6 protein-coding genes and 1 tRNA gene are annotated in these 13,723 nt (G+C 39.3%); 3 read left to right on the top strand and 4 right to left on the bottom strand.

The genetic code is table 11. The features are described 5' to 3' along the window. Positions 1 to 562 precede the first annotated feature (562 nt). Together BMW79_RS33530 and BMW79_RS33525 are read right to left on the bottom strand one after the other, a co-directional pair. On the bottom strand, positions 563 to 4,489 hold the full coding sequence (locus tag BMW79_RS33530) for an NACHT domain-containing protein (protein ID WP_089904791.1): 3,927 nt from the start codon (positions 4,487 to 4,489) through the stop codon (positions 563 to 565). Between the two features lie 378 nt (positions 4,490 to 4,867). Then, positions 4,868 to 7,207 (bottom strand): AAA family ATPase, encoded by a 2,340-nt coding sequence (locus BMW79_RS33525; RefSeq protein WP_089904787.1) that lies wholly within the window; start codon positions 7,205 to 7,207, stop codon positions 4,868 to 4,870. 192 nt (positions 7,208 to 7,399) lie between these two features. On the opposite strand from BMW79_RS33525, the gene BMW79_RS33520 reads away from it, so the two are divergent. Continuing rightward, positions 7,400 to 9,067 (top strand): recombinase family protein, encoded by a 1,668-nt coding sequence (locus BMW79_RS33520; RefSeq protein WP_089904783.1) that lies wholly within the window; start codon positions 7,400 to 7,402, stop codon positions 9,065 to 9,067. 278 nt (positions 9,068 to 9,345) lie between these two features. Here BMW79_RS33520 and BMW79_RS33515 read toward each other — a convergent pair. Beyond that, positions 9,346 to 9,419: transfer RNA gene (locus BMW79_RS33515), tRNA-Pro, on the bottom strand. A 487-nt stretch (positions 9,420 to 9,906) separates the two neighbouring features. Between BMW79_RS33515 and BMW79_RS33510 the strand changes: the two genes are divergently transcribed. Further along, positions 9,907 to 12,735, top strand: coding sequence for a PAS domain-containing protein (locus BMW79_RS33510; RefSeq protein WP_089904780.1), 2,829 nt, complete (start codon positions 9,907 to 9,909; stop codon positions 12,733 to 12,735). 102 nt (positions 12,736 to 12,837) lie between these two features. On the opposite strand, the gene BMW79_RS33505 is transcribed toward BMW79_RS33510, so the two are convergent. Beyond that, positions 12,838 to 13,005, bottom strand: a complete 168-nt coding sequence (locus tag BMW79_RS33505; RefSeq protein ID WP_089904777.1) for a phosphatidate cytidylyltransferase — start codon at positions 13,003 to 13,005, stop codon at positions 12,838 to 12,840. Positions 13,006 to 13,111: 106 nt separating this feature from the next. Here BMW79_RS33505 and BMW79_RS33500 point away from each other — a divergent pair, with 106 nt between their 5' ends. Next, positions 13,112 to 13,723: an RNA polymerase sigma factor gene (locus BMW79_RS33500; RefSeq protein WP_089904774.1), complete on the top strand. Its 612-nt coding sequence runs from the start codon at positions 13,112 to 13,114 to the stop codon at positions 13,721 to 13,723.

Raw genomic sequence — 13,723 nt, 5'->3', positions numbered from 1 at the left:
TTCTCTCATTTAAATGAACAATAATTACTCACTGGATCGGCCCCACGGAGTTCAATAAACGAGTAGATCAAAGTATGCTGATATCAATTGGAATAAGATGATATCAAATGCAATGATTTGTTTTCTAACAATTTACATATAACTGAGAATTTACGTTGAGTAGGTAAAGTTACTCAACTACCTACTCACGGGATTACTTAGCTAATACATTGAAATTCGATGAAATAAATTGATATGCGGAAAAAATGAAAAAGCCCGCAGATACAATATCTGCGGGCTTTTCGGCCTATTTCGTAACTTTTCATTACAGAAAAATCGGCTAAAAGTCGGGGTGGCCATACAAAATCCGAACCTTTTTTTATTGGATTTAAGGCGATTGGTAAATTCAATTTTCTAACGATCAATAAGTTATGTTTTCCAGTTTTGATTCGAATCTAATAATGTATATACGAAAATTTCGATTTCTGGAAATTGTGGGGTTAAAAATGTATTTCATTAATACTATATATTCAATAATTATCTGATAATATATTGTATCGCTAATACCATCATTCTATTTCAACTATTGGCATTTAATCAATGCAATGTCTAAGCCATTGATATCAGAATATTCACTTACAAGGTCGTGGTATTTGGCCAAGTGGGCTTGACTTTCTTTTGTCTGAAAAACAAGGTAAAGACCTTGCCCATTGTTAGCTGATAAATATTTTATCAGCTTTTGTTTATAGACTTTTCTGGAGGATGAGTTTTGAATTTCTTCATTATGTAGTAGTTTTAGTTCAACCACTATAGGGCCAAATAATCCGTATTTAATCAGGTAATCATATCTGAGACCATCTAGGCTCTCCACTTCTCTGTAAATATCTATTTTTCTAAATCCACTGGCCAAAAGAGATCTTTCCAGTGCAATTTTCAGCGTTTTCTGTATCAGATCTTCATTTATGTAAAGATTATTTTTGTGTTTTTGTCCACTTAACTGTTGGGATACCTTGTAAAATCCTTCATTTTCAATGAGATTAACAATATCCTTCTTAATTATATTAAGGATCGTTTCTTTGAGTTCTATATCACCAGTAATAGGAAGAAATGATTTATTTAGAGTCTCGTTTAGAACATGAATAGCATCCAAAAAGGTTCTGGAACTCACACTTCTCTCATTTAATTCAGCTGACAATTGTTCTAACATCGGATTGAAAGTATAGGTGTTCTGCAATGGATGATAGCTAGCAACATGATTCCGCACTTTTTTCAAAAGTCCTATATCAATTACTGATTTATAGTACTTGAAAATAAGCGATTGTAGGTAATTGCTATAGCTTAAATGAAGTCGATTATTTCTAAGCTCAAATGAATAGGTGAGTAAATCTCTCATCAGATTTTCAATAATTGGATGCACTAGCCCCAAAAAGCATCTACCGAATTTTTGATTATCCATCTCGTTTTCGAAGGCAGATACAGGCCTTAGACCATTAAATCTCATTTCTGGGTCATGCTCTTTTAGCCTTGACTTCAATTCTCTGAATCGCCATTTTATGGCTTCATCGTCTTCGAATTTGATAATTAAAAATGAATTAGCTATTTCAGCCAATACCCTTGTTTCTTCATCATTCTTATTACTATTGAATATTCTATTTAATACTTTGTAGTCGTTCCTATCTTCTGAGAAGTAGCCTATTGTTTCAAGAATTTCTTTTTTTTCGCTAGTTCTAAGCTTATTGCTACTCAAAAATTTTATAAGTAACGGGAAAAGGAAGCGAAGTTTCATTTCCTTAACAATTTTTGTAAAGGAATTTATGTTCAATAGTAGTAAGTCGTCTTTCCTGCTACTGTATATGTCAAATATTGTTTGATGTTCCCCGGTGGTAATTCTTCCAATGATCTTAAAAATGCCAGTTACAATTTTTATATCATCATCTGATCTGAGTTCCATTGCTGGAAGTGACTTTAGAAACTTAATACGATTTTTCTTTATCGTTACTATATCATTTAGCAAGTATGCTGCTTTGAAATAGCTGTCAATCCGCATCCATATCCCATAATTGTAAGTAATCTCATTCTGTAATACTGAAACTCTTTTAATACTAACCTTCAGCTTGTCGGGGTCATATTGCTTTAGAGCTGATTTTATTACCCCCATTAGATAATTTTTGTCCTTTTCCTCCAATAAGTTTTTCAGTAGATGAAATTTCTCAACTAAGTAAGGAATTAATCCGAGATTATACTTTGTTGGGTCATCCGTATAATAATCCCGAAGCTCTTTGATAGTTTTTGTTTCACTACTACCAACAGATGGCAAAGTACGGTTAGCTGGATACTTATTTATAATATAATTGTGAATTTCTATATTGATACTTCTTCGGATATTTTCTTTACACTTCTCAATAAACACTCCAATCATCCAGTTCCCAGTTTCAACTAGTTTTGATTCAATTTTTTGGAAATCCGCCAGGGTACAAGAAGCAAATATTTCATCCAAGTAATTCTCTGCGGTATCAATGAAATTATCTAAATCTAATAGGAGATCTAATAAACTATCATTTTTTTTAATCAGGTAAGATAGAGAACTGGCTATCATTTCATGTTTTTCAGGAAAACTCTCTGATTTTTGGTGATAACCGATTAGATAATTTTGGATAATGCCGTCTAGTTTCGAAGAATTTAACTTAGCAATATGCTCGAATAAAGTACCATAGCTATTATTATGCAAATACCGATTTGGATTGGCTATATTTGCTGGTTCTTGGCAAAGGTAAGTAAATAGTATTATTAAGCTTTGTTCACCTCTTATGTTGGCCAGTGCCTGGGGAATGTCATCCATTCTTCTTTTTGATCTGATAGATCTGATTAACAGATTAACTACTGCAGGATCGTTGGATGCCAAAACAGATACCGGGTGTAGATATAAGTTAAAAACAGGATCTGGCTGTGACTCGAAAAACGCCATTACATTAAGGATTGGACGCTTAGCTTTAAAGGCGATCAAAGCATAAAAAATAGCATTGTACATTGGTACAAAAGATTCCACCTTAAGTAATTTGCATAAATATGATATCCATATCTTTATTTGCGCATCATTCAGCTTATCTTTAGTTGCTAATGATTCAACAATGCAGATTTGATTACTCACTATATGAAAAATTGATGATGATATCGTATTTACGGCATATGTCGGGATTAGAATATTTTGGTTGTCATTTTCGTAAAAACTTGTAATGACTGTTGATATGGTAAATAAGTATTTACCAGTATATGAATAATAATCAAAGCAAATTGAAAAAATTTTTGCCCTTGTTTGGGCATTGATCTCTTCTGGATTGACAGATAAGATTATCTCGATCAGTTTTTCATTGATGTTTTGAAATTTGTTTGATGTGATAAATGACAGTATTGGATTTACAAACCCCGGATCTAGGTCTACAGAGAAGTTCAGAACATCAATCCAGTTTGGCCTAATTATATTGATCTCATTATTGATCATTAACTCAGTGATTATTTGATGGCTATGTCCTATCCTTGACAACTCTTTAGCTGCAAGATATTCCTGAAATTCAGTGTGCTCAAATTTTAAATTATCCCCTGTAGTTTTCATCACTCTCTCCCATAACTCGTCTATGCTAATTGAAGTGAGTAATATTAGGTTAATATTGGAGTTTGCCTGATCAAGAAAAGTTATAAATTCTTCTTTTTTTATTTCGTTAGATTGATGAATTTCCATTACTAGCGAAAGTCTTTCAAGCACTCTCTTTGCGATATGAGTATAGTTTCTATTGATCTCAGAAAGCTTATTCTCACTTTCAAGTTTGTAATAAATTACCTTTTCGAACAATTCTGACTTTTTTAAGTGTCGGATTTCTTCTGGTCTTTTACTATTGTGAATAATATAGTTGCAAAACTCATTTAGATATCGGGGAGTTTTAAGTATGGAATGGGGGGATCCTGCTTTTGACTTTTTTATGATGTCGTCGATATGCTCGTCTGTGAATCCATGTGATAATAGCCTATTGGACATCATTTGGGCAATTTGCCAATCACCGAATGGCAGCAATCTGATGTAAGTAAAGTCAATTCCGGATATCCAACGCTCTATTTGGGATGTATAGTGGATTCTATTGCTGATAATTAATTTTACATTATACTTCTTTATATAGTCTAATAGATCAATAACGCTTGGTATTGGCTGTCTACTCTCATCAAGGGCATCAAAAATCAGGTATTCCGGAGGCTCTTGGTCAGTGATTTTACGATAGCTACTTCCTTCATATCTAGTATTAGATATCTTTAATTCATCTAGATATTTTTTTATTTGATCTATTAAAGTTGTTTTCCCGTAACCAGGTTCTGCGATAATGAAAAGATGTTTATGATTTAACAAATTTTCAACTACTGTCTTTGTGGAATGAAAATGATAGCCAGAGGAATTGGCTTCTTTATTAGACAAATCAATAAAATTATCGAAAGCGTAATGATATTGTTGGATAATATTGTTCATTCAATATGGGCTGGTTAATGTAGACAATTATTTTACTACATATTTAAGGAATAAAAATCTAAACTGAGTAATGGGTAAAGGACCTATCATTATGGACTTATTGAAATATTGATACTTCCCATAAATTTATAGCTTTCTTATTAGCTACTCAACTATACACTATTAGTTAGTGACTGGGTGTATAATGTGGGATTCCGAGTTAATTTCCAAATAAAAGTAGCTACATGTCAATTACAATCAATCCATTACCATTGACGAAGAGGTAAATGAGGTATGTTTGGGATATCACCTTATTTTGATGGCCTTTTCATGCTTAGAACTATTTAATGAGCACAAAATGCACGATGAGTTCCTTAATACGGATATACTCCAGCCTTTCTAGCTTATGCTACTAACCAAAGCATTAAATTGTTCCTCATCTTTTTCTCTTATTTTATCAATAATGATTTTAACGCAGGTTTCAGCTTCCGCTACATCTATGGGTTTCCAGCCTCTGTCAATAAAGACCAAATGCGAAAATTCATTTATAAATCTGTTTAGTAAACTGGGAACATTCCCATCAAATAGTTTACCCAAATTACCCAGCGGATCGCTAGTGTTGGGATATTTATAGAATAAGTAGCATTCCAGAAACTTTCTTATATTATTAGGTAAATTGTAGAATTGATTATATGTATTTTCGATATACTTTTTCCTGTCAAACGAAAGCGGTTTGTATATGGCGTAAATCTCACTGAATAAGTAATTGAACTCCGTAATGTATTCTCTTATATGTTTAGGCATTTGCGTTAGGAAACTGGATTTCTCGTTCATTTTTTGTTTCCTTTCCACTAAGAAATAATTAACACTGTCCCCTCCATTTATAGTAATCCTTTTAAGGTATTTAAGAAAATCTAAATTATGAGTTGATATGAATAGCTGACCGTATTTTTTAGGTTGGGCAATCATCGCGTCAATTAAACTAAACATAAAGAAAATGTGATTGTTATCCAAGCTGGAAATGGGATCATCTATATAAATGATTAAGTTGTTAATGTTGGCCTTATCTTTCAAATCATCTTCTATTTTGGCGATGAAATAGCAAAATGAAATCAGGCTAGATTCACCTTCACTTAGATTTTGCGCATTATTGCCATCTCGCACAATTTTAAATCTAATGTTAGGTGCTGAACCTTCTGCTACAAGTTTTATGTCGTCATGGCCAAAGAACTGTATGAGATGCTTGTTGACCAATTCAGCACCTATTGTTTCGTCCTGGGCTTTGGCCTCTAGATTTCTTTTTTCTTCAAGTAGAGAGGTTGCCAATGCAGATTTGTCTACTTGTTCCTGTAACAAAACTTTATACTCATTTTCAGACTCTGCTATGTCGGCAAGAGATCTCGTATACTCTATATCCTTAATGAATCTAGCAACTTCGCTTAATCGGAGTTCGGATCTGGCAGTTTCCTGATCATTTGATAGCGTCTGAGTTTTGATGTTATTTTCATCAATTAGCTGATTGAACGCTATTATTAGCGCCGAAATAGGTTCGGAAAGATCATGTATTTCGGATAGTGTACTGTCTTGAAAAATGTCATTATCCCGTTCTCTTAAGGCCTTGATTAATATAGTCAGGTTTTCGGAGTAGGCATTCATGGCTTTACTCCATTCGGCTACAAGGGCCTTATATCTGACATGATAGTTTTGATAGAATTTATCTTTGGCAACATGTTGAAACTGGGTTAGTTTTTTTTGAACATTTTCGAGCATAGCTATTTGTCTTGCCAGTTTTCCTCTTAGTTCTTCTGACTCCTCGTTAAAGTGAGCATCTAGCTTTTCCCATAAATCTAGAGGCAAGGGATTCCTACAAAAAGCGCAGATTTCTCGCTCATTTCTGTGAATCTCCATGCCATGTCTTACCCAGGTCTGTAAAAGGCTATTGTTTATTAATTCGGTGAGTGGTTCTCCTGGACTTATTTTCTTAGACACCAATAATGCTGTACTTTCAACATAAGCCCCAAATTTTGACTCAGGCTGCGTGATCCGATCAATTATGGGTAGAGCCTCTTCCTTCAATAATCTTTTCTTATCCTCAATTAGCTGCTCGCTCAGCAGTGACGAATCATCTATTTGCTTAATGTCGACCTCTATGCCGGTAATATTGTAGGTTACTTTGTTGAAAATAGCTGCTTCTGTTTTAATTGCCTGCGCTTTATTAATCAACCGGGCTCTCAGTTCTTGCTGCTTCTTCTGGAATTCATTATATTTTTGGCTGAGATGCTGTGCAGATGTATCCAGTTCTTTTAGTAGACCAACATCTGTTCCTTCCCCGAGTTTTGCTTCTATTTCTTTTATTTTCCGATCTATTTCAACATTTTTTTCACCCAGTATCGTGAATGGTTTGATGGATCCGTCCGGATTACTAAGCCAGCTTAGGTTGGCACGGATAAAGTCTGAGTTATATACGCGGACATTTAAACTTTCATTTGCGACTGTCTGATGAGTAAGCATTGCCCCATCAGCCTTGTATATCGTAAACCTAGCATCTTCGAAGTGAGGATGTAGCTTTTTGTCTTCCAGACATTTAAACACCCTAGAGAAGGTCGTTTTCCCAGAATAGTTTCTTCCGTAGATAATATTTATTTTATTAAAAACTTCTTTGTCGCCACCTCCGACTTGCTGTTTCCATTGATAGTCCTTAAAAAGTCCAAATTTCTGAATATCAATTTTAGTAATCATAGACGATAGGGTAATGGGGTAATCGTTTTACATGACACACGATATTATGAAAAAAAATTGGAATAATAGCTTGAAAAGTCTGTGATACTGTCTCTCGTACTAACGACACAGCGTCGGGGACGCTGCTCTAAGGGGAATATACCAATATTTTAATGACATTATTTTTCGTATATTTATAGACATCATTATAAGATGTCAACCGCAGTTCTTTATATCCGCGTGAGCACAGACGAACAAGCACTCAAAGGCTATTCACAAAGAAGCCAGGCCGAGCGCTTGCAGAGTTTCTGTGCAAACAATAATATAGAAATCCTTCAAACGATATTTGAAGATCATTCCGCCAAGACTTTCCTCAGACCCGCTTGGACCAAACTAATGCAGCATCTTACTCAACAGAAGCTAAGCCGCCCCAATCTTCTTCTATTTACCAGATGGGATCGTTTTAGCAGAAATACTGCTGACGCCTATTATGTAATTACCCAGCTTTCCAGACTAGGTATTGATCCTCAGGCTATAGAGCAGCCATTAAATATGTCCATACCCGAAAATAAGGTTCTCTTAGCTATGTACATCGTTACATCTGAAGTTGAAAATGACAGAAGATCCCTAAATATCAAGTATGGCATTCATAGGGCCAAACAAGAAGGAAGATGGATGGGACATGCACCGATGGGATTCATAAAGAAGGCGACAGAATCTGGGAAGACGGTCTTAACTCCATATGAGCCCCAGGCAACGCTTGTCCGGAAAGTGTTTACACGTATTTCAGAACTGAATACTTCAATTAGTAGACTATATAAACAAAGCCTAGACGAGGGCTTACACTGTAGTTTAGGTGCGTTTTGGTGCATGATAAGGAACCCGGTATACTGTGGGAGAGTCAAAATTCCTGAATTCACGGGTAAAGAAAAGTACGAAGTGAGAGGAATTCATGAGCCGTTAGTAAATGAAGAGTTGTTTGACCAGGTTCAACGAATATTAGACAATAGGAAAAGGAATACCTATATAAATAAACCGTTAAATGATTTGTTACCATTACGGGGATTTATATACTGCCCTTGTTGCCATAGAAAACTCTATGGCAGTGGTTCCAAAGGTCACACTAAACGCTACTATTATTACCATTGCTATGCTCCCTGCCATTATAGAGTAAGATCAGACAGAATGAATACCCTATTTCTGGGAGGAATAGCAAACCTGAAGGCAGAGGATGATTATGTCAGTTTGTATAAAGAGATATTGCAGGATACCTTTAAAGATATCTATAACAAGAAGGTTATTGATCAGGTTTATATCACGCGAACCATTGAAAAATTGATTGACCGGGTTGCGAAGGCAAGAGAGCTTCTTTCCAACGGAAATATAGATTGTGAAGATTTTCTAGCAATACAGAAAGATTGTGAGGCACGGATAAACACATTGGGTCTGGAACTTCATAATGCTTACTCTCTGGTTGAAATACAAAAAGTAAGTTTGGATCAAGCGGTATCGCAAATTTCCCATTTGGACGATCTCTACGAGAGAGCTGATCTTGCTTTAAAAAGAAGATTGATTAATTTAATTCTTGTCAGCAATCTCATTTTCAACGAAGCAATGTTTGGTCAGGACGTCAAGAAAGAGGTTCAAGTTATTTACGGTATATGTGATCCAGGAAGTCATCTTTCTTTATACGAGGGCGCAACAAAGCATGAACAAGAAACGCCCGACGTCAGTCCTAATTTCGATAATTCAATGTGTGCGAAGATCAGAGAAATAGAGCATAGAAAGGGGAGTTCAATCGATTGGGAGGGCGCAAAAAACGTTCTTCAATGGCTACGGGATTTGGCTAGAATATCACAGGAATGCCGAATTAAAAAATAGACATCTGTCCGTTAATGCTTATGAGGGTTCGATTATTGTTCACTTGAAACTTCCCTGGATACCGAACTTTCAAAAAACAACATATTCGAAGCGCTTTATTCATCTGACAACCAGGCGTGTATGATTTAGGCCATCATAACCAAATTGGTATCTATAAAGAATACTAAAAAAAAATAAGCTTTAAGAAGAATATTGGGGAGATAGTTAAGTGTCTAATAGTGAGATTATTGCAAAGAAAAAACGTGATACAATTTTATAAAAAAATGTATCACGTTTAGTCGGGACGACTAGATTCGAACTAGCGACCTCTTGCACCCCATGCAAGCGCGCTACCGGGCTGCGCTACGTCCCGTTTTACAAATGTGTTTCTCTGTTTGACGGGATGCAAAAGTAGTTAATTATTTTATTTTTCAAAATTTTATGTAAGTTTTTTTATTGCCATATAGCAAACCATCTTATCGCTGTTACAAAAGTTATCTAAATATGAACTACTAAGCGGAGCGACCTCCATGCACAAAATACAAGTCCCTTCCTGATTCCGGTACTACAGATCCCGGCTACGCGGTTTATTGGAATTGGAAGTCCATATGAAACAACAACATTCCCCCGCCCACTATCCCTCCTGAATCAGCCGTGAAAAAAGACCAAAGCCCAGACCTGCGTACCATGAATAAAACCCTTCCCAAAAAATAAGCCCCTCACACTCAAAAATGAAAACATCACAGGGAACGGGTGCGTCAGAAACCTGGAGGTAAAGCCAGCCCGGGCGTATACCCTATCCTGATATTTATGCTCATCATCCCCTCCGCATCACGGTTTTTTCCTACATTTATCATTGTATGAATAATGCATCGACTGTTGGGTTGCGATTTCTGGAGGGGGGAGGAGAAATGGGGGAACTGACCCGTAATTATCCATGGGAGAATACCATTTTAGGACACCCCGATACCTGGCCACAGAGCTTACGCACAACGCTAAGTATTTTATTAAATTCCCGCTTTCCGATGTTCCTTTGGTGGAGCAAAGAATTGCTTTGTTTTTATAATGATGCCTACCGCCCAAGCATGGGCGTCGACGGCAAGCATCCCGGTGCCCTGGGACAACTAGGTGCAGTGATATGGGAAGAGGCCTGGGACCTGATCGGTCCCCAGGTCGACCAGGTAATGTCTGGTGGTGGACCCACCTGGGATGAAGACCGCCTCGTTCCTATCTGGCGCAACGGCCGGATGGAAGATGTTTACTGGACATACGGCTACACCCCGGTGATAGACGAATACGGCGAAATCAACGGCGTATTGGTCACCTGTACCGAAACAACGGAGAAAGTAAAACAATACCTCGCCCTCCGGGATACAAAAAATCAACTCGAATTTGCCATTGATGCCGCTAATCTCGGTACCTGGGACCTCAATCCCGTTACAAACACTTTTCGCGGAAATGACCGCCTGAGGTCCTGGTTCGGCCTTTCCGGCGAAGGTGATATCCCTTTGGAGGCAGCCATTGCCAGCATTGCAGCGGAAGACAGAGACCGGGTGGTAACCGCTATTCAGCGCGCGCTGGAAGGGGAAAACAATGGCATCTATGATATCATATACAACATAAAACCTCCTGGTAAATCCTCCGGCTGCTATGTAAAAGCGCTCGGTAAAGCTGTCTTTAATGAGGCCGGCAAACCTGTCAGGTTCAATGGTACCATGAACGATATTACGCTGGAGGTGATCGCAGAAAGAACCCTTCGGCAAAGTGAAAGTAATTTCCGCGCCCTTGTACTCAACGCTCCTGTAGCCATGTGTGTACTGAAAGGCCCTGCCTATATCGTGGAAATAGCCAATAGCCATATCCTGGAACTCTGGGGGAAACCGGCTGATGTTATGCTCGGAAGACCCTTATTCGAAGGACTCCCGGAGGTACGTAACCAGGGACTGGAAGCGCTGTTGGAAAACGTGTACTACACCGGTGAGCATTATGTAGCAAAAGAAAGACCTGTCAGCCTGCCCCGCAATGGTAAACAGGAACTGTTCTACGTCAATTTTACCTACGAACCCATGAAAGATACCAGTGGCAATATCATTGGTATCATGGTAGTGGCCTATGATGTCACCCATTCAACAGAACAGCGGCTGGCCATGAAGGATGCGGAGGAACGCTCCCGCCTCGCCATGGAAGTATCAGAACTGGGCAGCTACGATGTGAACCTCCTTACAAATGCAATGATCGCCTCCCCAAGAATGGAGGAAATATTCGGGTTCGGAAACGATCCTTCCAGGTACGACTACCTGGATGCAGTGTATTGGGAAGATCTTCCTATACGTAATAAGGCCTATGAGGCCGCCATGCGCACCGGCGAACTCTTTTATGAAATAAGGATCATCCATCCTGACAAATCACTACACTGGATCCGGGCGAAAGGCCGCGTGTATTTTGATCAGCAGAAAACGCCGGTCAGACTGCTCGGCGCCATCATGGATATTACAGATCAGAAGATAAGGGTAGATGCGCTGGAAGAAAGCAATAAACGGTTCCGCCTCATCGCAGATGCCATGCCCCAACTGGTATGGATCGCAGACACCAACGGTAAGGTAGTATATTACAACACAAGGATCCAGGAATACCAGATGGCACATACCGTTACACCGGATGGTGGTTACTACTGGCATTCCATTGTTCATCCCGACGACCTGGAAAGCACGGATCAGCTGTGGAAAGATGCGGTGGCAGGTAGAGCAGATTATGTCAAAGAACACCGTATTCTCATGAAAGATGGTGCCTACCGCTGGCACCTGAGCCGCGCCATCGCAGAAAGAAATATCAACGGTGATGTAATACAATGGTATGGTACCGCTACTGAAATTGATGCTATTAAAAAAGCCCAGGAGGCCATTGCGGAAAGTGAAGCAACGCTGCGTCAGCAAGTGGAAGCACGTACCTATGAACTGGCAACGGCGAATAATCAACTCCGGCAAACAAACCAGGAGCTGGAACAGTTTGCATATATCGCGTCCCACGATTTACAGGAACCTCTCCGGAAAATGCGCACTTTCGCAGGAATGATAAAAAGGACAGACGATTTATCCGCAAAGTACCTCGATAAAATTGAACACTCTGCCGCCCGTATGTCCACGCTGATACAGGATGTGCTGCATTTTTCCCGCTTGTCTGATGCTGGTACCGGCTTTCAGTTGACAGATATGGAACATATCTGGCAACAGATCAGCGCCGACTTTGAACTGCTCATCGCAGAGAAGGAAGCGATCCTGAGTCACGGTCCACTACCACAGCTGGAGGTAGTGCCGTTCCAGGTGAACCAGCTTTTTGCAAACCTCATCAGCAATGCCCTGAAATTTTCTAAGGAAGGTACTACACCGCGCATCAGTCTCACTGCGGAGAAAGCCACGCCGGAAGAGCTGCTGGCGCATTTCGGAAGAGTAGTGGAAAAAGCATATTGTGTGCTTACCTTCAGCGATAACGGTATCGGCTTTAAACAGGATCATGCCGATAAGATCTTCAAAATCTTCCAGCGATTACATAGCAAGGATGAATATTCCGGAACCGGTATCGGACTGGCCATCTGTAAAAAGATTGTACACAACCACCACGGAAGTATTTTAGCACTGTCTTCTCCCGGCAATGGTGCTGTATTCCAGGTACTTTTGCCCTATACACAGTAAAGACAATAGGAAAGAGGCACTATGAGAAAAGGCATTAAAGCATTCCACCTTCAGGTGCCTGCTTTAATGCCTTTTCATATTCAAATACGTGTATAACCTACACTAACCACGCTTTCCCCCCCGGCTGATAAGAAAAATAATCAAACCCACTACCACCGCTACCGCAAGTATTCCCGTCCAAACGCCCGCTTTGAATATTCCGCCGATAACTTCACAACTACTGAGTAAAAGTACCAGGCATGACAGCATTAAATAAGTGAGGTGTTTCATATAGTTCAGTTTTAATGATATATACACCCTATGGCACAACGGGTGCCAAAATATATTTGCAAGTGTCAAAATAATTAACAAGCTTTAGTATATCAACCAGAATAGTATGAATACAGGGAAAGCCTTCAGATCAGGGCTGCAAGTGGTGGCTTCCCATTCCTCACTTTGGGGACTCTTTCTACAGGGTGACCGCCACGCTTTCGCCGAAATATACGATGCACACATCGATGACCTCTTTCATTATGGCATGCATTTCTGCCAGGATAAGGAAAGGGTAAAAGATTGCCTCCAGGACCTGTTCCAGGACCTCTGGATCTCCCGGGAACACCTGACTACCAACATCGGGAACGTACGTTATTACCTTATCAGCAGCCTGAGAAGACGCCTGCTGCGCGCCCTGCGCAAAGACCGCCGCTATCAGCACCGCGAATCCTGGGATGCCTTCGAATTTGAATGTACCCTCCCCCTCGAAAATCAACTCATACAACACGAAACCCTCGAAGAACAGAAACGTCTCCTCCAGGAAGCCCTCAGCCACCTGTCCAGGCGCCAGCGGGAAGCCATCTACCTCCGCTTCTTTCAGAACCTCAATTATAATGAAGTCGCCGATATCATGTCTATGCAGGTCGACTCCGTTTATAATACCATCTCCAAAGCCATCGGCATCCTCAAAAAGAACCTCTCCCTGCCGCTCCTGTTACTGCTTTTAGGCAGATAA

This window comes from Chitinophaga arvensicola, from assembly GCF_900110835.1.
Lineage (GTDB): Bacteria > Bacteroidota > Bacteroidia > Chitinophagales > Chitinophagaceae > Chitinophaga > Chitinophaga arvensicola.
The sequence above is the reverse complement of the archived record's forward strand: the minus strand, read 5'-3'. Positions and strand labels throughout refer to the sequence as shown.

What these genes read in the sequence shown, in the direction of transcription:
- BMW79_RS33530 (WP_089904791.1), bottom strand. Translation starts at nt 4,489, where the DNA reads ATGAACAATATTATCCAACAATATCATTACGCTTTCGATAATTTTATT.
- BMW79_RS33525 (WP_089904787.1), bottom strand. Translation starts at nt 7,207, where the DNA reads ATGATTACTAAAATTGATATTCAGAAATTTGGACTTTTTAAGGACTAT.
- BMW79_RS33520 (WP_089904783.1), top strand. Translation starts at nt 7,400, where the DNA reads ATGTCAACCGCAGTTCTTTATATCCGCGTGAGCACAGACGAACAAGCA.
- BMW79_RS33510 (WP_089904780.1), top strand. Translation starts at nt 9,907, where the DNA reads ATGAATAATGCATCGACTGTTGGGTTGCGATTTCTGGAGGGGGGAGGA.
- BMW79_RS33505 (WP_089904777.1), bottom strand. Translation starts at nt 13,005, where the DNA reads ATGAAACACCTCACTTATTTAATGCTGTCATGCCTGGTACTTTTACTC.
- BMW79_RS33500 (WP_089904774.1), top strand. Translation starts at nt 13,112, where the DNA reads ATGAATACAGGGAAAGCCTTCAGATCAGGGCTGCAAGTGGTGGCTTCC.